The organism is Rhizobium subbaraonis (genome assembly GCF_900220975.1).
Classification (GTDB): domain Bacteria; phylum Pseudomonadota; class Alphaproteobacteria; order Rhizobiales; family Rhizobiaceae; genus Mycoplana; species Mycoplana subbaraonis.
Map to the genome: position 1 here is coordinate 460,427 of NZ_OBQD01000001.1, position 21,780 is coordinate 482,206.

Below are 21,780 nucleotides of genomic sequence, written 5' to 3' on the forward strand. Positions count from 1 at the left end.
GGCTCTTCTCAGGTGCGTTGCGTGCGAATGGGGGGACGCAAGGCCTTGTCACGCGCTCCGCATCGCATCTGCATCTGCCGCAAACCGCAGGCTTTCTGCCTCGGTGACGAGATAGACGCGGAGCGGCGCGCTGCGGCCGCGGATGGCGATGACGTCGTCCTGCAGCCCCTCGACCGCGATCCCGGATTGCCGCAGCGCCCTCTCGGAGACGACGATGGCGACGTCGTGCTGCTTGGCCGCGCTTTCCAGCCGGCTTGCCACGTTGACGGTGTCGCCGACGGCGGTCAGGCTCTTGGTCGAGCCGTAGCCCATCATGCCGACAACGCTCGGTCCGGTATGGACGCCGATCGCAACGCGCAGGTGGGTGGCGAAGTCATGGCCGAGTTCTTCGTTCAGGCGGCCGATGTCGCGGACGATCGCGGCGGCTGCTGCCAGTGCCTGCCGGGACGCTTGCTCGCGCTTGCCGCCAAGACCGAACAGCGCCATGGCGCCGTCGCCGATGAACTTGTCGAGCCGCCCGCCGGCGTCCTCGACCGCCTGGCCGACGATGGCGAAGTAACGGTTCAGAAGGAACACAACGTCGTAGGGCAGCCGGGTCTCCGACAGGTCGGTGAAGGCGCGCAGGTCGCAGAACAGGACGACGATCTCCTCCTCGCGCCCCGGCCGCACCGGTTCGGTCGCAACCGGCAGGGCGGCATCCGGGTTCGGCGCCATCAGCAAGGCGACGCTGAGATCGGCGGTCGGATGGAGCTGGCAGCCGAGCCGCACATCGGCATCCGCATGGATGCGCGAAAGCGCGGCGGCTTCGATAGCGCCAGGCGGGGGCAGGGGCGCGTGGGTGTCTAGGACGCGCACCCGGCAGGTGGAACAGCGCCCCTTGCCGCCGCAGACGGCATAGTGCGGCACGTCGCCATAGCGGCTGGCCTCGAGCAGGCTGAGGCCGCGCGGCGCGCGTACCAGCGCCCCGTTCGAATAGCGGATGGTGATCTGTGAGGCGCGCTCGGCCAGCGTTCGCATGCGTCGAAGCGCGGCAACGAGAAGAATGGCGGCGGAAAAGATCGCGTACAGGGCCAACTTGATCTGCCCCAGTCCCTGTGCCACCGCTGCCTGGTCGATCGGCGGGCGGGCCGCGCGCAGCGACTGCGCATAGGCCGGGTCCATCTGCGGCGCGCTCTCGGCCATGTGCGCGAGCATGCGCCCGGTATCGGCGAAACCGAGAAGGGCAAGCACCGGAACGAGGATCGCGACGGCAAGGAGCCAGGGGGCGGCCGTGGCATACCAACTGCGATACCGCAGCCAGAAATAGACGCCGAAGCAGCCATGCGTCCAGATAATGAGGAGCGCTGCCGCCTGGCGCAGCCCCGACAGCGGATTGACCACCCACAGGCTGCGGATGACCATCCGGTAGTCGACGACGACGCCGTAAAGCGGTTGCGAAAGGCGCGCGGGCACGACGTGCTCGATGATAAGGAAGGGGATCAGCAGGCCGAAGAGAACCTGCGCAGCCTCGCGCATCGGCATGCGCAGCGTCCGGCGGTGGTAGAGCGACCGGAGCACCAGGCCCACATGGGTGAGAAGCGCGCCGAAAAGCAGGATTGTGCCGACCGGGTTGCGCCAGATGAGGCCGAAGACGGCGCTGATGCGATCTGCCATGTCGAGCGAGACGAGCAGCAGCGCATGGTTGAAGAGGTGCATCCCCACGAAGGTGAGCATGACCAGGCCGGAACCGAGGCGAACCTTCTGCAGGAACCGTTCGGAGGTGATCGCCGCCAAGGCCTTGTTCATGGTCCGGTCCGCGAATCCTGATCTGCGACGTGTGGAACTGCCATTTGCGGATTCCATTCCGAACGCCCCGCCCGTTGGCTGAGCGGCTTTTGACACTCTCAGGCGCTATGGGCAAGGCCAAGGCGAACGGCCCCATGCCTTCCCGAAAGGCCTGCTCGTAACAACTATGCCAGTAGCGCGGCCGGGGGAAGGCGGCGGAGCGTTGACGCAGCGTCACATATTCAGGGGGCCGCGCCGCCTGCCGGCCGAGGCGCGGCCACTCTCTGCACCTTGATTGAACGTCAGGGGCGGGCGGCCTGGACGGCGGCGAGCTCGCCCACGCGGTAGTGGTCGCGATACCACTCGACGAAGTCCCTGACGCCGGTGGCAAGCGGGGTTGCCGGCTTGTAGCCCGTCAACGCCTGCAGTAGATCCGGGCTTGCGAAGGTGCGTGGCGCCTCGCCGGGCTGCATCGGCAGCAGCTTGTGCCGGGCCTTGCGGCCGAGCGCATCCTCCAGCGTCGATACGAAGTCCATCAGCCCGACCGGATTTCCGCCGCCGATATTGACGATGCGGAACGGCGCCTGATGGGACAGCGTATCAAGGCCCGCGGGAGCGGCGACGCGATTGTCCTCGCCTGGAATGACGACGGACAGTTTCAGCATGGCCTCGACGAGATCGCCGACGAAGGTGAAGTCGCGGCTCATCCGGCCCTCGCCGTAGAGCTCGATCTCGCGGTCCTCGAGAATGGCGTCGGTGAACTTGAACAGCGCCATGTCCGGCCGGCCCCAGGAGCCGTAGACGGTGAAGAAGCGGAACGCCGTGGTCGGAAGGTTGTAGAGGTGGGCATAACTGTGCGCCATGACCTCCATCGCCTTCTTGCTGGCGCCGTAGATCGTCAGCGGCTCGTCGGTACGGTCCCCTTCCCGGAACGGGATCTTGTCGGTGGCGCCGTAGACCGAGGACGAGGAGGCGAGCATGAGGTGGCGCGCGCCGACGGCCCGTGCCGCTTCCAGAAGGTTCCAGGTGCCGAGAATGTTGGCCTCGACATAGGATTTCGGCTCTTCCAGGCTGTAGCGCACGCCGGCCTGCGCGGCCAGATGCACGATGACATCGGGGGCCGCGTCCTCAAGCGCACGGCGCACGCCGGCCTGGTCCTCGAGCATCACCTGATGGAAGCGGTAGGCCGGGAACTGCACCAGCCCGGCATTACGCGCTTCCTTCAGCCTGACGTCGTAGTAGGGGGTCATTCCGTCAAGGCCGACGACTTCGTGTCCGGCCTCCAGCAGGCGCCGGGCGAGATGGAAGCCGATGAAGCCGGCCGTGCCGGTAATGAAGTAGCGCATGCTTATTTCCCGTCGCCGCTCCGGCCGATGCCGACATACTGGAAGCCGTAACGCGCCACTTCCTGCGGCGGGTAGACGTTGCGCAGGTCGACCAGGTTCGGCGCTTTCATCGTGGCATGAAGCTTGCGGAAGTCCAGTGCGCGGAACTCGTCCCATTCCGTGACCAGCACGAGCGCGTCGGCATCGGCCGCGATCGCGTAGGGATCGGCGCCGAATTCGACATTCGACAGGATGGCGCGGGCGCCGTCCATGCCTTCCGGGTCGAAGGCGGCGATCTTCGCGCCGTTATCCTGCAGGGCCTGGATGATGGTCAGCGAGGGGGCATCGCGAAGGTCGTCGGTGTTGGGCTTGAAGGTGAGGCCGAGGACGGCAATCTTCTTGCCGCGCACCGAGCCGCCGCAGGCGGCGATCACCTTGCGGGCCATGGCGCGCTTGCGGTTGTCGTTGATGGCGACGGTGGTCTCGATCAGACGCATCGGGCTGTCGGCATCGGATGCGGTCTTGACCAGTGCCAGCGTGTCCTTCGGGAAGCACGAGCCGCCGTAGCCGGGGCCGGCATGCAGGAACTTGTCGCCGATGCGCTTGTCGTAGCCGATGCCCTTTGACACCTTCTGCACATCCGCGCCGAGGCGCTCGCACAGGTCGGCGATCTCATTGATGAAGGTGATCTTCATGGCGAGGAAGGCGTTTGCGGCGTACTTGATCAGCTCCGAGGTGCGGCGCTCGCAGAAGAACAGCGGGCCCTCGTTGAGATGCAACGGGCGGTAGACCTCGCTCATCACCTCGATCGCGCGCGGCTCGTCAGTGCCGACGACGATGCGGTCGGGACGCTTGAAGTCGCCGATGGCCGCGCCTTCGCGCAGGAATTCCGGGTTGGAGACGACGGAGAAGTCCGCGTCCGGATTGGTCTCGCGGATGATGCGCTCGACCTCGTCGCCGGTACCGACCGGCACGGTCGACTTGGTGACGACGACGGTGTAGCCGTCCATGGCCTTGGCGATCTGGCGGGCAGCGGCATAGACATAGGTCAGGTCCGCATGGCCGTCGCCGCGGCGCGAGGGCGTGCCGACCGCGATGAAGACGACGTCGGCCCAGGCGACTGCCTTTTCGAGGTCGGTGGTGAAGCTCAGCCGGCCAGACTCGCTGTTGGACTTGACGAGTTCGTGCAGGCCCGGTTCGAAGATCGGGATCTCGCCCTTGCGGAGCGCCTCGATCTTTTCCTCGACATTGTCGACGCAGATGACCTCGTGGCCGAAATCGGCGAAGCACACACCCGAAACAAGGCCGACATAGCCGGCGCCAATCATCACAATCCGCATATGAAACCCATCGTCTTGTTCTGTTCCGCCAGACGGCGGTCAAATAGAAGTGCCGGCTTTGCGGCGGTTCGGATCGAACTTCTATTCATCCGGCGGAAGAAAGAAAGACATTTTTTGGCAAGGTGGGGAGTTGTACGCCGACGCTTTGCCCCGTGCTGCGCCAGGCAAGATGCGCATTCAGTGGCTGGTGGGTCGCTCTTCCACAGCGCCTTGCCCGGTGGCGGGCGACGGCTTGCGGACGGGCGAGGCATTTCGCCACGCGGTCTCGACGATGTGGCGGACTGTTTCAAGCTCGGCACCGGCGAAATAGAGCGAGGTCCAGCCCTTGTGCCCCCAGCCGCCGGGAACGGCGGCACACAGGCCGGGTTCTGTCTGGAGAAGCATGGCCTGCTGGCCCGGCGTCAGCTTGCAGACGGCTCGGCCGGCTTCGGGAAGGGTCAGGAAGATGCGTCCGCGCACGCGAAAATCGCGCTTGCCGAAATGCGCGCTTTCTTCGGCGCCTGGCATTGCCAGCGCCATCTGGACCAGATCTTCGGACCTCATGTTCAAAAATAGCACGGATCCGCGTGCGCCGGAAGGCGCGGGTACGGCGACGATTTTCTTGCCGGGATAGGAAAAAAATCCTTGACAGCGTGACGGTCGTTTGTTAGGGTATGGTTACAGTCGGAGAAGTGCGGGCGGAGAGGTCGCCGGGCGACCGGAACGCTTCGGGTGGTCCCGGGAAAAGACGAGATCGATACCGGGATACGCTAGCATGACCGCTCGGGTCGCAACGCTGCCCAGGTCCGGCCAAGCCACGCATGGCCATTACCCGAAGGCTGCGACATGAGCGCGGATCGCCTCCCTTTTCGGGGTGACATCCGCCCGCCGGCCGGCTGATCGAGCCGGCTGATTGAACTGGTCGTTCGAACATGAGTTGAAGCGCCCGTCCGATGAGGATCGCGGCGCTTTTTTTGTTTCCGGAGCAAGCGATGCACGATTTTGACGACGTCGACCCGGCCCTGTTCGGCCTGCCGGCGACACGGCCGGTCTATGACGGTTTCGCCGCGGGCGCCCGGTGGTGCGACGGCGGCGCGGCGGCGGTTCTCGACCTCAAGTCGGAGGCGGACGGCGATCCGCTCGCCGACATGCAGGCGATGCTCTCGCAGATGACCAAGGAACTGCGCGAGCGCTTCCAGCGCTTCCAGAGCCAGAAGCGCTCCGCCGAGCAGATGGCGGACGAGGCGGCCGACGAAGCCGGGCGCAAGCTCGGGCAGGCCGACGCGAAGGCGGCGATCGAGGCTGTATCGCTGATCGTGCGCACGCTGGAGAAAATCGACAGCCTGCAGCGGACGGTCATGAGCGAGCGGCGGGATGCCGAGGAGCGTCAGGGCGAGGTGGCCGACATCGACGCGCTGATCGCCGAGTTCGACCGCCGCGTCGAGGCGAAGGCGCGCGCTTATCTCGAAATGTGGAAGGCGGAACATGGGACCTGCGCGGAGCGGACGGAAGGCGGCGCGGTTTCCGGCAGTGGCGCCGACGGCAAGAACGGCCCGTGAGGCGCGCCGGCTCGCCCGGAAGATCGAAAAGGCAATTGCAAAGGCGAGCGGGCGCATGGCGGATGAGGCGGCGCGCGCGGGCAAGCGGCATGATGCGGCCGTGTCAGACGCACTGGCCACGATGACGGCGCTGCAAGCGCGGATTGGTTCTAAAACGGTTGGGGAAGACGCTGCGGGCGACAAAGCCGCGCAGCAGCGGGCCGTTCATGTGGCGGACGGGACGGCGCAGCCAGCGCAAGGCGCCGGGGTGCGGGCGAAGCCTTCGACAGTCTCCGAGACAGAGGTGGGGCCAACGACGGATGCGGCGGCTCGGATGCGGCCATCGACAATCGGCGATGGCGCGGCGGACGGCGGATGCAGTTCGCATCCTCCCGCGGCGGCCGTTGCTGCTGTCGTTGGGGGCGTGGCCTGGGGCAAGGAAAAAGATGCGAACGATGAAAAAGATGCGAACCGCATGCAGTGTGCCACCGGAACCGGTACGGGCTCTGGTCCTGGCACCACGCCGGGGCTGAGCGATACGGAACTTGGCGTATGGCAGTCGGTGGACTGCGGCGGCATCGAGACCGGAGAGACCGGGGCGGATCCAGCGTCGGTTCTCGATGCGCCGCTGGACGTTGCCGGACTGCCGCTGGCTGCGGGGTTGCGCTTGTGGGAGCTGCAACGCCACCCCGCACAGGAGCCGCCCAAAGGCGACTGGCGCGTCTGGCTGCTGATGGGCGGACGCGGATCTGGCAAGACGCGGGCGGGAGCGGAATGGGTTCACGAGGTCGCACGCAGCACGGGCAAGCTCAGGATCGCGCTGGTGGCCGAAACGCTGGGCGACGCCCGCGAGGTGATGATCGACGGTGTTTCCGGCATCTGCCGGATCGCGCGGCGGCACAGGCCGGAATTCGAAGCCTCGCGCCGGCGGCTGGTGTGGCCGAACGGGACGATCGCGCAGATCTTCTCGTCGGAAGATCCCGAAAGCCTGCGCGGCCCGCAGTTTCACCTGGCATGGTGCGACGAGCTGGGCAAATGGCGGCACGCGCAGGAAACCTGGGACATGCTGCAATTCGGCCTGCGGCTGGGCGACCGGCCGCGGACGCTGGTGACGACGACGCCGCGTGCGGTGGAGCTGCTGCGATCGCTCGCGTCTGACCGGGGCACCGTGCTGGCGAAGATCCGCACGGCCGACAATGCCGGAAACCTGGCGAAAGGGTTCATCGAGGCGCTGAACGAGCGCTACGGCGGCACGCGTCTTGGGCGGCAGGAGCTGGACGGCGAGCTGATCGCCGACCGCGAGGACGCGCTGTGGAGCCGCGACAGGCTGGAGGCGATCCGCCAGCGGCCGGCTGGGCCGCTGGCGCGCATCGTCGTGGCAGTCGATCCGCCGGCGACGGCATCGGCACATTCCTGCTGCGGGATTATCGTGGCCGGGCTCGACGAGGCGGGCCGGGCCGTGGTTCTCGCCGACCTCTCCGTGGTCGGGGCGAGCCCGGCCGGATGGGCGGGTGCTGTGGTCCGCGCCTTCCGTCGCTTCGACGCCGACCGGGTGGTGGCCGAGGTCAACCAGGGCGGCGACATGGTGGCGGCGGTGCTGCGCAGTATAGACGCGGCCCTGCCGGTGACCATGGTGCGGGCGACGCGCGGCAAGTTCCTGCGCGCCGAGCCGGTTGCTGCCCTCTACGAGCAGGGGCGGGTGGCGCACGCCGGCAGTTTTCCCGAGCTGGAGGACCAGATGTGCGACTTCGGCCCTGACGGACTGTCTTCCGGTCGTTCTCCCGACCGCCTCGACGCGCTGGTATGGGCGCTGACGGCGCTGGTACTGGAACGGCGCGGCGAGCCGCGGGTGAGAGAGATTTGATACAAGTTAAAAGGGTATATGTAAACTAATGCATTTTATTGGTGCATTCCGTTCTCGGTTGTGCTTGAGTGCGTGGAGGCCGCGGGATGCACTCTCGGCGGGCGAAAGAGCTGAATTCCTGCAGAGTCAAGCGGCGGCAAGGGAACGGGCGCGTTCCGGTCGGGCTGCTCTGCGCGGATCGGCGTGTTGCGCAAAGGGATTGAGCGGGGCCTTGGCCGGGCGGGCACGGTGAGGCCGCCACGCGCTTGAGGAAAATATTGCTGCGACGGAGGGGATGATGTCGATCAACAGAAAGTTCTTCTTCGACCGGGTGCGCACGCACCTCTACAAGAACGGGCTGGACCAGGACGCCGTGGACGGGCATTCGGCGATACTCGACCGCTGGGAAAAGGACATCCCGAAAGACGACGACCGCTGGCTCGCCTACATGCTGGCGACGGCCTACCACGAGACGGGCGGAAGGATGCAACCGGTCGAAGAGAACCTGAACTACTCGGCCAAGCGCCTGCTCGAGGTCTTCCCGCGGCGCTTCAAGGATGCGGCGGAGGCGGCGCGCTATGCCGGAAAGCCGGAAAAGATCGCCAATCGCGTCTATGCCGACAGGCTGGGCAATGGCGACGAGGCGAGCGGTGACGGCTGGCGCTATCGCGGCCGCGGCCTGGTGCAGATCACCGGAAAGACGAATTACGAAAAGTTCGGGATCGCCAAGTCCCCGGACGATGCCCTGCAGGCGGATGGTGCGCTCACCATGTTGTTCGAGGGCATGATCAAGGGGCGCTACACGGGCAAGGCTCTGGGTGATTTCTTCGACGGGGCACGCGAGGAATGGGTCGAGGCGCGCCGTATCGTAAACGGCTACGACCGCGCCGACGACATCGCCCGCTATGCGAAGCACTATTACTCGGCAATCAGCTACACCACCGGCTGAGGACCTTCTGGTGCCGGCACGGCGGCGGCCGGCATAAACCGCGGCTGCTGCCCTTTCGACGAGGACATTTCCGATGAGATTTCCGTTTTCCTTGCCCTGGCGGCGCGCCGGGGCGGATGGCGTTGCCATTCCCGAAACCAAGGCGACGGCGGGCGGCTTCGTGACGCTGACCGCCGAGGGCCGTGCCCGCTGGACGAGCCGCAGCTATGCGGCGCTGGCGCGTGAGGGGTTCATGCGAAATCCTGTCGCCCACCGCGCCGTGCGGATGATCGCCGAGGCGGCGGCTTCGGTGCCCTGGCTGGTCTACGAGGGCGATGAGGAGGCGACGGACGATGCGGCCGTCGCTCTACTGGCCCGGCCGAACCCGCGTATGGGCGGCAACGAATTCTTCGAAGCGCTCTATGGCCACCTGCTGATCTCCGGCAATGCCTTCGTCGAGGGCGTGCGGATCGGCGGGACGCTGCGCGAACTGCACCTTCTGCGGCCCGACCGGGTGAGGGTGCTGGAGGGGCGCGACGGCTGGCCGGAGGCCTACGAATATCGCGCGGGCGGCCATGCGCGGCGATATCCCGCTGCTGCGGACCCGGCCGGCAATGAGGGGGCGGCCGTGCTCCATCTGCGGCTGTTTCATCCACTCGACGATCATCTGGGTTTTGCGCCGCTGGAGGCTGCCTCCGTCGCGCTCGACCTCTCCAACGCGGCAGCGCACTGGAACAAGGCGCTGCTCGACAATTCGGCGCGTCCCTCCGGCGCGCTCGTGTATCAGCCGAAGGACGGCGGCAATCTCGCCCCCGACCAGTACGAACGACTGAAGGCGGAACTGGAGGAGGGCTATTCCGGACCGGCGCGTGCCGGTCGACCGATGCTTTTGGAAGGCGGGCTGGACTGGAAGGCGATGGGCATGAGCCCGCGCGAGATGGACTTCGTCGAGGCGAAGAACGGGGCGGCGCGCGACATCGCGCTGGCCTTCGGCGTGCCGCCGATGCTGATCGGCATTCCTGGTGATGCGACCTATGCCAACTACCAGGAAGCCAACCGCGCCTTCTGGCGCCTGACGGTGCTGCCACTGATTTTCCGCACCGCTTCCGCCCTGTCGGGGTGGCTGTCGGAGGGGCGGGAAACGGCGCTGCGGCTGGCGCCGGACCTCGACCAGGTATCGGGGCTTTCGGCCGAGCGCGGCGAACTGTGGTCGCGGGTCGGCGCGGCGACCTTCCTCAGCGACGAGGAGAAGCGGCAGGCGGTGGGATACTGACGTCCATCAGGGGCGTGTCTTCTGTCTGAAATTCATGGGATGCGGGTCGAGGTCTGAAATCGCCAAAGGGGCGGTTGAATCGGTTTCTCAGCCGCTTGAACCGATCTCACAGCGGCGTCCGCCAGGGGATTCAAAAGATTCGGAAATTTCCGGGAGGCGCGACGCCGCAGCTTGCCGGGCGGGGCGGCATTGCGCTCGCCTGCGGGAACCGGACGGGATCAGATTAATCGGAAAGGCTTAACGATGGCTGACTTCGGAAACGACGCGCCGCTCTGGGGCGCGCGCTGGGTCGGCTCGGCGGCGGGTGCCGCCGTGTCGCTCGTCTACATGCTGCCCAAGGGCCGCCGCGAGGCCGCCTCGCGCTTCGTCACCGGCCTCACCTGCGGGATAATCTTCGGCGGCCCGACCGGGGTGTGGATCGCCACCCGCCTCGACATCATCGCCTTCATCTCCCGCTACGAGATGACGCTTGCAGGCTCCGCTGCCGCCAGCCTTTCGGCCTGGTGGGGGCTGGGCGTGCTGATGCGGGCGGCAGAAAGGATGAAGGGCTAGAAGGCTGAGGCTGGCCGCCGGCGGTTCCGGTCTTGTGTCGCGCTGGTTTCCGGCCGCCACCTGCTGGCTCCCTTTGCCCCTGATCCGCCTGCCGGCACCGTCTCCCCGCAGGCCGGGAGGGCGGCGGCGTTTGGGTTCCTTTCTGCGGACCGGCGGTTGCCTTCTGCCCCTTTCGGCGGGGTTCGTTCCAACATCGGAGACTTCTCATGACGACTGACGGGCTGCCGGTCTGGCGGACGAAGAAATATGCGGACCTGACGTTGTCCGGCGTGACCGGGGACGGGGTGTTTTCGGGGTATGCCAGCGTGTTCGAGGAGGTGGACCTGGGCAAGGATGCGATCCAGCCCGGCGCCTTTTCAAGATCGCTGCAGAAACGCGGGGCGGCGGGCGTGCGCATGCTGTTCCAGCACGACCCGAACGAGCCGCTGGGCCGCTGGCGAACGATCCGCGAGGACGGGCGCGGGCTCTATGTCGAGGGCGTCCTTTCGCCCGGCGTGGCACGCGCCCGCGAGGTGCATCAGCTGATGAAGAGCGGTGCGCTCGACGGCCTGTCGATCGGCTTCCAGACCGTTCGCTCGCGGACCGACCGCGTAAGCGGGGTGCGGCGCATCCTCGAGGCGGACCTGTGGGAGATCTCGATCGTGACCTTTCCGATGCTGCCCTCGGCGCGGGTCTCGAACGTCAAGAATGCGCGGTGGTTCCGCGATCGCGAAACCGAGCTGGTCCGCACCATGCGGCGGGCGGCGCGGATGATGAAACGCTAGAGCAATTCCGGTGAAATCCGCTTCACCGGAATTGCTCTAGATCCTTATTTTTCCCCGCATTTCCAGCCGAAGCGATGCCGCTTCGGCTGGAAATGCTCCAGCCAAAAGGAAGACGCAATGAGGATGGAAAGCACGACCACCGCGCCGGCGATGACCCCCGCGCCCGAGACCAAGGCGGCGCCCGAGACGATGACGGCGGCCTTCGACGACTTCATGGAGGCCTTCGAGGCGTTCAAGGAGACGAATGACCGCAGGCTCGGCGAGATCGAACAGAAGCTTACGGCCGACGTCGTCACCCGCGACAAGCTGGAGCGCATCAACAAGGCGATGGACGAGCACAAGCGCACGCTCGACCAGATGGCGCTGAAGAAGGCGCGGCCGGCGCTTTCGCGCGGCAGCGACAGCATCGAGGCGGCCGAGCACAAGCAGGCGTTCTCCGCCTATATCCGCCGCGGCGACGAGGCGGGGCTGCGCGAGCTCGAGGGCAAGGCGATGTCGGTCGGTTCCGCCGCCGATGGCGGCTACCTGGTGCCGGCCGAGACCGATACCGAGATCGGCCGCCGACTTTCGGCGGCATCGCCGATCCGGGCGCTTGCCACCGTCCGGCAGGTTTCCTCTGCCGTCCTGAAGAAGCCGTTCTCGACGAGCGGCATGGCGGCCGGCTGGGTGGCCGAGACCGCGGCGCGTCCACAGACCGGAACGGTGCAGCTTGCCGAGCTCGCCTTCCCGACCATGGAACTCTACGCCATGCCGGCGGCGACGGCGGCCTTGCTCGACGACGCGGCCGTCGATGTCGAAAGCTGGATCACCTCAGAGGTCGACGTCGTCTTCGGCGAACAGGAGGGCACCGCCTTTGTTTCCGGCGACGGGGTCAACAAGCCAAAGGGCTTTCTGAGCTATACCAACGTCGCCGACAACGACTGGGCCTGGGGCAGTATCGGCTACATCGCCACCGGCAATGCCGGCGCGTTCAAGGCGGCCGGCCCGTCCGACACGCTGGTAGATACGATCTACGCGCTGAAGGCGGGGCACCGCCAGAACGCCTCCTTCGTGATGAACCGCAAGGTGCAGGCCGAGATCCGCAAGTTCAAGGACGCCGACGGCAACTATCTCTGGCGCCCGCCGGCCGGACCCGGCCAGCAGGCCTCGCTGATGGGCTTCCCGCTTGCGGAGGCGGAAGACATGCCCGATATCGCCGCAAACAGCTTCTCGATCGCCTTCGGCGACTTCCGCGCCGGCTATCTCGTCGTCGATCGCACCGGCGTGCGCGTGCTGCGCGATCCCTATTCCGCCAAGCCCTACGTGCTCTTCTACACGACAAAGCGCGTGGGCGGCGGCGTGCAGAATTTCGAGGCGATCAAGCTGGTGAAATTCGCCGCAAGCTGAGGCGGGCGGCCCGCAACCATTAGCCCCGATCGGCGTTTCTCCCGAATGCATCGTACCGGCGGGTATCCCCCAAGCCGCCGGTATGAGGGGTGGATGCGGAAGACCTCCCGCCGCATCCACCCGCCTCCGCTCCGCCGTCACGCGCCTGATGTGACCCTGCGGGCGAAGCCATCGCTCATCCCTCCCAATCGCGAGCCCTTCCATGACCATTGTCGAACTCTCTCCGCCGGGTGCGGAGCCGATAACGCTTGCCGAGGCGCGGGCGCACCTGCGCCTCGACGACAACGCCGAGGACGACCTGCTGGAAGCCCTCATCCGCACCGCGCGTGAGCATCTGGAGCAGGTGACCGGGCTGGCGCTGATTGCGCGCAGCTTCCGCCTCTATCTCGACGCCTGGCCCACGAGCCGGATGATTCAGATCGTCAAGGGGCCGGTGCAAGCAATTGACAGCGTTACGGTTTACGACGAGGCCGGGCTGCCTCTGGAGCTCGCCTTGTCCGGTGCCGTGCTCGACGGCGCGGCCCGGCCGGCACGGCTGATGCTGCCCGACCTGCCGGCGCCCGGACCGGCGCTGAACGGCATCGAGATCGACTTCACCGCCGGCTTCGGCGAGGCGGGCGCCGATGTGCCCGATACCCTGAAACGGGCGCTGCTGACGCATGTGGCGGCCATGTTCGAGCTGCGCGGTGTCGTCTCGCCCGGCGACCAGCCGGGCGCGGTGCCACCGGGCTACGAGCGGCTGGTCGCACCTTTCCGCATCCGGAGGCTGTGATGGAGCGCGTTGCCTTCGATCCCGGCGTCTTCACCGCAAGGCTGACGCTGGAGCGCTCGGTGGAGACGCCGGACGGGCAGGGCGGCGTCAGCCGGACCTATGCCGCGTTCGGTTCCGCCTGGGCACGGATCGAGCCGGTGTCCGCGGGCCGCAGCGCGGCGGCGGATGCCTATCCGATGCGGGTGACGCACCGGATCTGGCTGCGCCACCGCGGCGACCTTACAACCGGAGTGCGCCTGAGAAAGGGCGCCCGCCTCTTCGACATCAGGACGTTTCGCGATCCCGACGAGAGCCGGCGCTATGTCGTCTGCGACTGCGAGGAGATGGAACGATGAGCGCCGCATCCGCCCTGCAGAAGGCGATCCACGACAGGCTCGCCGGCGACGCCGCTCTGACGGCGCTGATCGGCGCCGGCGGCATCTGCGACCGGCTTCTGGACCGGCAGCGCCTGCCGGTTGTCGTCATCGAGGCGATCGAGAGCCGCGACCATTCGACCGCGACGGAGGCGGGCGAGGAGCATTTCATAACGCTCGCCGCCTGGTCGAAGGCGGACGGGCACCGGGAGGCGCAGGCCATAGCAGCTAGGCTGCATGCCCTGCTGCATGACGCCGAAATTCCCGTCGCAGGCGTCGCCCTCGTCAGCCTGCTGCACCGCGCGACGCGGTTCGGCCGCGACAGGGGTAAGCCGTTCCATCGCGCCGAGCTGCGCTTCCGCGCCGTGACGGAGTGAGAATTGTCGCTGAGGGCGCCGCTGCGCGCCGCTTTGACCGAACCGGATGTGTATCCAACTTGAAAGGAGTGGCGCATGGTGGCGCAAAAGGGACGCGACCTTCTAATGAAGGTCGAGGACGGCGGAGGCCATGTGACGGTCGCGGGGCTGCGCTCCAAGCGCCTGTCCTTCAACGCGCAGGCGGTCGATGTGACGGACGCGCAGTCGGCCGGGCGATGGCGCGAGCTTCTGGGCGGCGCGGGCGTGCAGCGCGCATCCGTCTCAGGGAGCGGGATCTTCAAGGACCAGGCGTCTGACGCGCTGGTGCGCGCGGCGTTCTTCGCGGGAACCGTTCTCTCATGGCAGCTGGCGATTCCCGATTTCGGCACGGTGACGGGGCCCTTCCAGATCACCGCGCTCGAATATTCCGGGTCGCACGACGGGGAGGTTCTGTTCGAAATCGCCCTGGAATCGGCCGGGGCGCTTGCGTTCGGAGCAGCGTGATGACGGGGCGGGCCAATCGACGACGCGGCGAGATCGAGGCGGTGCTGGACGGCGAGCGCCGCATCCTCTGCCTGACGCTCGGCGCGCTGGCGGAACTGGAGACGGCGTTCGCCATCGATAGCCTGAACGAATTGGCAGCCCGGTTTTCGCGCGGGGCCATCGGCGCCCACGACATCATCCGCATCGTCGGCGCGGGCCTTCGCGGCGGTGGCAACCTTTATAGCGACGAGGACGTGGCCGCCATGACGGCGGAGGGCGGAATTCAAGGATTCGCACGCATCGTCGCCGAACTGCTGTCCGTGACCTTCGCCCCGCCGGGAAGCGAAAACGGATCGCGTGAGGCCGGCGGGACGAGCGTGGCGGCGGCGGGCGATGCCACCCGAAACCCTCCGCCGCCGCATCCGGGGAACGGCTGAGCCAGGCGGCAGCGCCCTTTCCCTGGAGGGCGGCGCTGCATGAGGGGCTTTGCCGGATGCGGCTGGATCCGAAGACGTTCTGGGCGATGACGCCGCTGGAACTGGCGATCGCGTGCGGCCTGCATGGCGAAGCGCCGGCAGGTGGCGCACCAGATCGCAACGCCCTGCTGGCGCTGATGCGCAGCTATCCCGATCGCGAGCGCGGATCGGACCCGGCGGGCGGCGGGCCGCGGGGAGGCGGTTGAGTGAGACGGTTGATTGGCCTGCCGGCGCGCGCAGGGCCAATCCGCTGTATCGCCGCGGGGTGTGTGATCTGCCCGCTGGCGTCCGTCCAAATTCTCAAAACGAGCGAAGGGAGTAATCGCGATGGCGGAATTGGATGATCGGCCGCTGGCCGGCACCGTCGAGAGTGCCGAGGCCTTGCGCGACGTGTTCGACGACCTGGAGACGCGCTCCCGTTCTTTCGGCGCCGCGCTGACGACAGCGCTCAAGGGCGCGACGGTGGACGGGCGCGGGCTCGAGGACGTACTGAAGGGATTGGCGCTGCGGATCAGCGATATCGGCCTTTCTGTAGGGTTGAAACCGCTGGAGGGTGTCATCGGTTCGGCACTGTCGGGTCTTGGCGGCAGCGTCACGCCGTTTGCCAAGGGCGGGGTCGTCGCCGCGCCCACCTATTTTGCCGCGGCTGCCGGGACGGGCGGCGGCCTTGGCCTGATGGGCGAAGCGGGTGCGGAGGCGATCCTGCCGCTGCAGCGCGGGCCGGACGGTGTGCTGGGCGTTGCCGCAGGCGGCGGCGGGGCGACGAACATCGTCTTCAACGTGAGCGCGACCGACGCGGCGAGCTTCACGCGCTCGCAGGGTCAGGTGGCGGCCATGCTGACGCGCGCGGTCGGTCGCGGCCGGCGCAGCCTTTGAAGATCGCGGGGGAATCACCATGACCGGATTTCACGACGTCCGCTTTCCCTTGCGGATCGCGCTCGGCACCAGCGGCGGCCCGGTGCGGCGCACCGACATCGTCTCGCTTTCCAACGGGCGGGAGAACCGCAACCGCCGCTGGCACAATGCAAGGCGGCACTACGACGCCGGTTCCGGCGTGCGCTCGATCGACGATCTCTATGCGGTGCTCGCCTTCTTCGAGGCGCGGGCGGGCCAGCTCTACGGCTTCCGCTTTCGCGATCCCGTCGATTTTAAGTCCTGCGCGCCGGCCGAGGCGATCTTGCCCACCGATCAGCACGTCGGCACCGGCGACGGCGAAACAGCGGGCTTCCAGCTCGTAAAGGTCTATCGCGACGCGGGCGGGGCAATGACGCGGGTGATTGCCAAGCCCGTGCAGGGCAGCGTGAGCGTGTCGGTCGACGGAGTGCAAGCGCCGGCAGCCGACTATGCGGTCGACCACGACAGCGGCGTGGTCACGTTTTCTGCCGGTGCCATTCCCGCTGAAGGACAGGTCGTGCGGGCCGGTTTCGAGTTCGACGTGCCTGTCCGCTTCGATACCGACCGGATCGACATCGATCTCGCGCAGTTCAGCGCCGGTCGCATCCCCTCGATCCCGCTGGTGGAAGTATTGCCATGAGACAGATCCCGGCCGATCTTGCCGTTCACCTGCTAAACGACGCCACGACCCTGTGCCAGTGCTGGCGCTTGACCCGGCGCGACGGAGCCGTGCTGGGTTTCACCGAGCACGACCGCGACCTTGCCTTTGCCGGCCTGACGTTTCACGCGGCGAGCGGCTTCCAGGCGAGCGATGCGGAAGCCGGATCGGGCCTTGCCGCGGAGGCGAGCGAGATCGCCGGCGGCTTTTCCTCCAGCGCGATCAGCGAGGCCGATCTCGTCGCCGGCCGCTACGACGGGGCGCAAGTCGAGGTCTTCCTCGTGGACTGGCAGGAGCCCGCACGGCGCATGCTGCTGCGAACCGGCGAGATCGGCGAGGTGACGCGGGCGGGGGCGGCCTTTCGCGCCGAGCTGAGACGGATGACCCATGCCCTCGACCAGGTGAAGGGCCGCATCTACGGCCATCGCTGCGACGCTATCCTCGGCGATGCGCGCTGCGGCGTCGCTCTCGAGACGGGCGAACTGCGGGCGGACGGCGTGGTGACGGAGGTCCTCGACGAGCGGCGATTGCGGGTATCGGGTCTCGACGGCTTTGCCACGCGCTTCTTCCGCTACGGGGTGCTGACCTTTGCCGGCGGGGAAAACGCCGGGCTGTCCGCCGACGTCGAGGATCATCGGAAGGCAGACCATGCGGTGGAACTGACGCTGTGGCTGCCGATGGCGCTGCCGATTGCCGCGGGCGACGGGTTTTCGGTCGTCGCCGGCTGCGACAAGAGCTTTGCGACCTGCCGGGCGAAGTTCCAGAACCACCTCAATTTCAGGGGCTTTCCTTTTCACGGTTTGGGGCATTTCGTTGAAAAACGTATGTATGGAACCCTGATGGAATCCTTCGGGCAAAGAGTGATGGCATTCTAAGCTGCCTAGTATCCCCGGGGGTTAGGGGCAGGCAGCCCCGGCCTTCGTAAAAAGCGCGCGCAGCGCACAATTTTCCTGACTAAACGACAAATAATGCACGAAACGACTTGCGTCAAGTTGATGATTTTGCTAAGTTTTCTTCACGGGAGCAGGGATGTATCTCGTGGCGGATTAGAATTTTGCAAGGCATTGGCGGTCTAACTTGGCCGCTTTGGCGACGTCGGTGTTGCGACGGCCGGAGATATTGGTATGCCCGCTGATTCGGGCGCATTTTAATCATGCAGTTAGTGTAACTGTTATCGGTGATCCGACAGCTCGTTTGTGACTTCGCGAACCTTAGAATCCTTCCACCGCACACCTACCCCATAGTATTTTCCCGTGGCGACATCACCCCAGCCCGTAAATTCTACATTGTTGGCTTCATACCACGAACGGAGCTGCTCGTAGGACGGGCGGGACATCTTTCCGCGCTCCAGGTTTTGAATGACGGCTACGGTTAACCCCGCGGCCTTCGCAACCTCCGCCTGTTCTTTCGCCATTAACGCCCGTGCGGCACGGAACGGAACCGAAAGCTGGACGGCAGGAAATTTGTTTTTCACCGCGGTTTCCACGTCGGGGCTGAGCGGAGAGGCTAAACTAGCTCCCGCGCGAACGACGTGCTTCCCGATCGATGTCTCACCTAAGAATTCGATGCCTCGGCTAACGTAAAAATCCACCAACTGCAGATTTGTTTCGAGCAGTACGGCTTCCGAGTTCTCAGCTGCCGAAACTGACCGCTGCGTAGTCTTAGCACCCGCAGCTGCTTCCCGCTGCGAGAGGTCTAAAAGTGCACGAGCGGCACGAAGGCTATCGGCAGGAGCGGGAGTCCTCATTTAACCGACAAGCCGGTCTAAGAAAAAAATGTCAATAAATGGATATGATGTCTTTAATAGCTTCAAAAACGCGGTATATAGACGTGTCTGATATACAGCGCGATATCAAAAAAATTGGAGCTTAGATGACAGCGTCTGATTCGGCTTTTGTTGCCTGGAATGGGGTGTCGAGGTCCCTGCTAATTGACCGTCTTCGGCGTCTCGCTAATGACCTCGAAGACATCGATCGATGCCTGGAGGCGCGGGCACCACGAGCTGCAATGAATAGCTGGACCGTGGGGAGGCGATTTGTGCCGTGTCTTGTTGGACGTCCGCTCAGTCACCCCGCCATACCCGATGGCAAACCGGCTTGCTCGAGCGAACTCTTCTATTTCGATCCTGAACGCGGAGTCGCACGAACAATGTCCCGCTGGTATCGTCTCGGCACGAGGGTCGAGCCAGACTACTGGGCTGAGCGCCTGGCGGGCCGGTCATGAAGGCCTGGATTTTCTCTGACCTTCACACGGAGTTCGAACCGGACGTCGCCCCGCTCGCGGTGCCCGACGCTGACGTCTGCATTTGCGCGGGAGACGTCTGCGACGGCGGCCCGGCGAGGAGCGTCGTCTATTTGGGCGAACATGTCTCGCGGTTCATGCCTGTAATTCTGGTTCCCGGCAATCACGAGTACTACCGCAGCTCGATTGTCGAAGGACTGAAAGAAGCGCTGGAAACGGCTGCCGAGCGCTACCCTGAGGTCCACGTGTTGAGCCGCAGCGCCGTAACAGTTGGCGGGTTTCGTTTCGTCGGCGCAACGTTGTGGGGCGATTTCAACCTTTACGGCAACATGAATTGGGCGCTCTACAGCGCACAAAACCAGCTGAACGACTATCGCAAAATCAAGATGTCGAAGGAACCGTTTCGGCGGTTCACCGCAGGCCATGCAAGCGCCTTCAATCATAGGGACAAGCACTTTATCCGGTGCACTCTTGATGAGCCATACGCGGGTCCAACTGTCGTCGTGACGCACCATGCGCCGAGTGTTCTTTCCCTTGCTCCCGAATTCGTCGGGGACCCATTGACGCCGAGTTTCGTCTCCAATCTCGAACCGGACATCGCCAATTACCAACCTCTCGCATGGATTCACGGCCACCTGCACAATCGCAGCGACTACTGCATCGTAGACACCCGAGTAGTCTGCAATCCGCGTGGTTATCCCGACGAGCTGGTTCCCGACTTCGATCCAAGTCTTGTGATCGACCTGGGAGTTCACTGAGTTGGCTAGACGTTCTGACAAGAGGTTTCGCTGCCCGTGGAAGCTGTCGAAGCCGAACGACGATCCCTACCTAACCTTGCCGGTTTACCTCGCCTATTGCGGGATCGCGGCGGCGCTTCGACTTCGGAACCGACAGAACTCGAAGTTCATCGCGATCCTCCGAGTCCATGATTGCTATTTGCCGGTTCACTCCCAGGCCGCTGAGGTCTTTCTGATGGGGCTCTGGCAGGAGCGCGACTACAATCCGTGCATCAGCGCTTGGGATGAAAAACGCCACAGGGACCAAGTCGTCGCCCTGAACAAGGATCAGGCGATTTTCTTTGCGGTGCCAGGGCAGCCGCTCGACACCGAGGCGTGGCTTCTCGCGGATGCCGTGGTGAGCGTCGCGCCCCCGACCAGAAGGCAGGCAGAGGCCGCGCTGCGGCGTTTCGGAATTCCAGTGACCGAGAGGGACGTCGAAATCCTGATTTCGGAGTCTTGGTCTCGACTACATCATGCTTTTCAGACCCGTCGTCATCCGGCCGCTGCGCTGGAACGACTGCGGCAGTATCCGCGCACCCCACCTATCGCGACGAACAATGAACCCGGCGGACCGACGCTCGACGAAATGCATGGGTTTGGATCGCTTCTCGATTGGGGGCGCGATCTCGCAATCGACCTCGAGGAGTACAAGGCAGGACGAATCCCGTGGGAGGAAGTCGACGCCGGTATCTTAATTTCCGGGCCGCCCGGTTCGGGGAAGACGATGTTTGTCGGGGCACTGGCGAGGACCTGCGGCGTTCCCCTCATTTACGGTTCGGTTTCCAGCTGGCAGACGGCGGGTGCGCTGGATGAGCATTTGAAGGCAATGCGTGCCTCTTTCGAGGAGGCCAAGGCCAAAGCTCCCGCTATCCTGTTTGTCGACGAGGTCGATACGTTTGGAGACCGAAGTGAGACGGATCGGAACCGTGGCTACATGCGGGCCGTGATTGCCGCCTTTCTCGAGTTGCTGGACGGTTTCAAGCGGCGCAAGGGGGTAGTCGTCGTCTCGGCGTGCAACAACCCGGAACAGATCGACCCGGCAATCCGCAGGGCGGGCAGGCTTGGTCAGCATTTTGAGGTGACGCTGCCTGACGACAATGCCAGGCTTTCAATCCTGAAGTATTACAGCGGCATCGAACTCGATCCGAATCAGGCAGAGCAGTTCACCCTCGCGACCGAACGTTACTCCGGAGCCGACATCGAGCAAATTGTAAGATTTGCCAAGCGATCGGCGCGCCGAAGAAAGCAAGACTTCGCTGGCGAGCACATTGTCGGGGAATTACCGCCGGCACCGGAGCTTCCGGCCGAATACCTTCGTTCCGTCGCCGTCCACGAGGCCGGACATGCCATTGTCGCTGTTGAGCTCGGGTTCGGTGAACTGGTGAACGTCAAGATTGCCAGCTACGCCATCCCGGGCAACGGCAATCAGGTCGGCGGGGCGATCTACGCGATGCCGCGGCACATGCGCAGGACCAGAGCTGCCTACCTTGACGATATCGCGGTGTCGTTGGGAGGCATCGCTGCCGAAACGGTAGTGTTCGATGCGTTCTTCGACGGTGCGGCAGGTTCCCATAACGCCGACCTGAATACTGTGACCAGAATCGCAACCCTCTTGGAGGCCGGTCTCGGCATGGGGCACACGCTGGTGGTGGCGGACAACGCCGTGAGCCGCCTCGAGGCACTCCGCGCCAGCGACCCTGGTCTGCGGAAGCGTGTGCACGATGTCATCGCCAACGAGTTCGAGCGGGCAAAAGAGATCATCAGAAATCGGCGTGCCGCATTGGACGAGATAGCCGGCCGCTTAATCCACGCGAAATCGCTATCTGGTGATGATGTCCGCGACATCATCGAAAGACACCGCCGACCGACGGTAAGCCTCGCGAAGCTTCCACGCAGCTTGGGGTCACAGGCATGAAAAAGAAGCGTCGATCACGAAAAGGGCGAGGCTCTCGCTCGGCCGAGTCGAAGCGGGGAGCGGAACGACGCGCTGAAAAGCGCTCGTTCGGGTCTGGTCTCGACGAGGTCGGGTTTCGGCCACTCGGGCGTCGTATCCTGGTCTCCAAACCACGATCCGTT

At 65.3% G+C, this 21,780-nt stretch carries 23 protein-coding genes; 18 read left to right on the forward strand and 5 right to left on the reverse strand.

All coding sequences use genetic code 11. From position 1 onward, the window contains the following. Positions 1-48: 48 nt before the first annotated feature. The 4 genes from CRO48_RS02120 to CRO48_RS02135 form a co-directional block, all read right to left on the reverse strand. The gene (locus tag CRO48_RS02120) at positions 49-1,785 is read right to left on the reverse strand and encodes an adenylate/guanylate cyclase domain-containing protein (protein WP_245423385.1); all 1,737 of its coding nucleotides are present in this window, start codon (positions 1,783-1,785) and stop codon (positions 49-51) included. A 281-nt stretch (positions 1,786-2,066) separates the two neighbouring features. Next, positions 2,067-3,110, reverse strand: a complete 1,044-nt coding sequence (locus CRO48_RS02125) for an NAD-dependent epimerase/dehydratase family protein (protein ID WP_097135943.1) — start codon at positions 3,108-3,110, stop codon at positions 2,067-2,069. Positions 3,111-3,112: 2 nt separating this feature from the next. Beyond that, positions 3,113-4,429, reverse strand: coding sequence for a UDP-glucose dehydrogenase family protein (locus CRO48_RS02130; protein ID WP_097135944.1), 1,317 nt, complete (start codon positions 4,427-4,429; stop codon positions 3,113-3,115). A gap of 177 nt (positions 4,430-4,606) precedes the next feature. After that, entirely contained in the window at positions 4,607-4,972 is a 366-nt protein-coding gene (locus CRO48_RS02135; RefSeq protein WP_097135946.1) for an MmcQ/YjbR family DNA-binding protein, read from the reverse strand. 428 nt (positions 4,973-5,400) lie between these two features. Here CRO48_RS02135 and CRO48_RS02140 point away from each other — a divergent pair, with 428 nt between their 5' ends. The 16 genes from CRO48_RS02140 to CRO48_RS02215 all read left to right on the forward strand — a co-directional run bounded on the left by CRO48_RS02140 (position 5,401) and on the right by CRO48_RS02215 (position 17,559). Next, positions 5,401-5,967, forward strand: coding sequence for a hypothetical protein (locus CRO48_RS02140; protein WP_141402001.1), 567 nt, complete (start codon positions 5,401-5,403; stop codon positions 5,965-5,967). Positions 5,968-6,421: 454 nt separating this feature from the next. Continuing rightward, positions 6,422-7,810, forward strand: coding sequence for a DNA-packaging protein (locus CRO48_RS02145; RefSeq protein ID WP_097136079.1), 1,389 nt, complete (start codon positions 6,422-6,424; stop codon positions 7,808-7,810). 277 nt (positions 7,811-8,087) lie between these two features. Then, positions 8,088-8,738: a hypothetical protein gene (locus tag CRO48_RS02150; protein WP_245423386.1), complete on the forward strand. Its 651-nt coding sequence runs from the start codon at positions 8,088-8,090 to the stop codon at positions 8,736-8,738. Between the two features lie 73 nt (positions 8,739-8,811). Next, positions 8,812-9,990, forward strand: coding sequence for a phage portal protein (locus CRO48_RS02155; protein WP_097135950.1), 1,179 nt, complete (start codon positions 8,812-8,814; stop codon positions 9,988-9,990). Positions 9,991-10,233: 243 nt separating this feature from the next. Continuing rightward, positions 10,234-10,542: a DUF6107 family protein gene (locus CRO48_RS02160; RefSeq protein ID WP_097135951.1), complete on the forward strand. Its 309-nt coding sequence runs from the start codon at positions 10,234-10,236 to the stop codon at positions 10,540-10,542. Positions 10,543-10,748: 206 nt separating this feature from the next. Continuing rightward, positions 10,749-11,306 (forward strand): HK97 family phage prohead protease, encoded by a 558-nt coding sequence (locus tag CRO48_RS02165; protein ID WP_097135952.1) that lies wholly within the window; start codon positions 10,749-10,751, stop codon positions 11,304-11,306. A 123-nt stretch (positions 11,307-11,429) separates the two neighbouring features. Next, on the forward strand, positions 11,430-12,692 hold the full coding sequence (locus CRO48_RS02170; RefSeq protein ID WP_245423395.1) for a phage major capsid protein: 1,263 nt from the start codon (positions 11,430-11,432) through the stop codon (positions 12,690-12,692). A 202-nt stretch (positions 12,693-12,894) separates the two neighbouring features. Further along, positions 12,895-13,464, forward strand: a complete 570-nt coding sequence (locus CRO48_RS02175) for a head-tail connector protein (RefSeq protein WP_097135956.1) — start codon at positions 12,895-12,897, stop codon at positions 13,462-13,464. Next, positions 13,464-13,799 carry a phage head closure protein gene (locus CRO48_RS02180; RefSeq protein WP_097135958.1) on the forward strand — a complete coding sequence of 112 codons (336 nt, stop codon included), beginning with the start codon at positions 13,464-13,466 and terminating at the stop codon, positions 13,797-13,799. Before CRO48_RS02175 ends, CRO48_RS02180 begins: the two co-directional genes overlap by 1 nt. Continuing rightward, positions 13,796-14,194, forward strand: coding sequence for a DUF3168 domain-containing protein (locus CRO48_RS02185; protein ID WP_097135959.1), 399 nt, complete (start codon positions 13,796-13,798; stop codon positions 14,192-14,194). Before CRO48_RS02180 ends, CRO48_RS02185 begins: the two co-directional genes overlap by 4 nt. Positions 14,195-14,269: 75 nt before the next feature. Further along, on the forward strand, positions 14,270-14,677 hold the full coding sequence (locus tag CRO48_RS02190) for a phage major tail protein, TP901-1 family (protein WP_097135961.1): 408 nt from the start codon (positions 14,270-14,272) through the stop codon (positions 14,675-14,677). Continuing rightward, complete coding sequence (locus CRO48_RS02195; RefSeq protein ID WP_097135963.1) at positions 14,677-15,093, forward strand: gene transfer agent family protein; 417 nt, start codon at positions 14,677-14,679, stop codon at positions 15,091-15,093. The genes CRO48_RS02190 and CRO48_RS02195 overlap by 1 nt, the downstream gene beginning before the upstream one ends. Further along, positions 15,090-15,338, forward strand: a complete 249-nt coding sequence (locus CRO48_RS02200; protein WP_102025995.1) for a rcc01693 family protein — start codon at positions 15,090-15,092, stop codon at positions 15,336-15,338. Before CRO48_RS02195 ends, CRO48_RS02200 begins: the two co-directional genes overlap by 4 nt. 121 nt (positions 15,339-15,459) lie before the next feature. Beyond that, a complete protein-coding gene (locus CRO48_RS02205; protein WP_097135967.1) occupies positions 15,460-16,008 on the forward strand; it encodes a phage tail tape measure family protein in 549 nt (182 codons plus the stop codon). Positions 16,009-16,027: 19 nt separating this feature from the next. Next, positions 16,028-16,666 (forward strand): TIGR02217 family protein, encoded by a 639-nt coding sequence (locus CRO48_RS02210; RefSeq protein WP_097135968.1) that lies wholly within the window; start codon positions 16,028-16,030, stop codon positions 16,664-16,666. Then, positions 16,663-17,559, forward strand: coding sequence for a DUF2163 domain-containing protein (locus CRO48_RS02215; RefSeq protein WP_097135970.1), 897 nt, complete (start codon positions 16,663-16,665; stop codon positions 17,557-17,559). Before CRO48_RS02210 ends, CRO48_RS02215 begins: the two co-directional genes overlap by 4 nt. A 296-nt stretch (positions 17,560-17,855) precedes the next feature. Here the strand turns inward: CRO48_RS02215 and CRO48_RS32775 are convergent, their stop codons facing one another. Beyond that, entirely contained in the window at positions 17,856-18,158 is a 303-nt protein-coding gene (locus CRO48_RS32775) for a helix-turn-helix domain-containing protein (RefSeq protein WP_245423387.1), read from the reverse strand. A 745-nt stretch (positions 18,159-18,903) separates the two neighbouring features. On the opposite strand from CRO48_RS32775, the gene CRO48_RS02230 reads away from it, so the two are divergent. Then, complete coding sequence (locus CRO48_RS02230; RefSeq protein ID WP_097135976.1) at positions 18,904-19,683, forward strand: metallophosphoesterase; 780 nt, start codon at positions 18,904-18,906, stop codon at positions 19,681-19,683. A 1-nt stretch (position 19,684) separates the two neighbouring features. Further along, positions 19,685-21,619: an AAA family ATPase gene (locus tag CRO48_RS02235; RefSeq protein WP_245423388.1), complete on the forward strand. Its 1,935-nt coding sequence runs from the start codon at positions 19,685-19,687 to the stop codon at positions 21,617-21,619. The last annotated feature ends 161 nt before the right edge of the window (positions 21,620-21,780 follow it).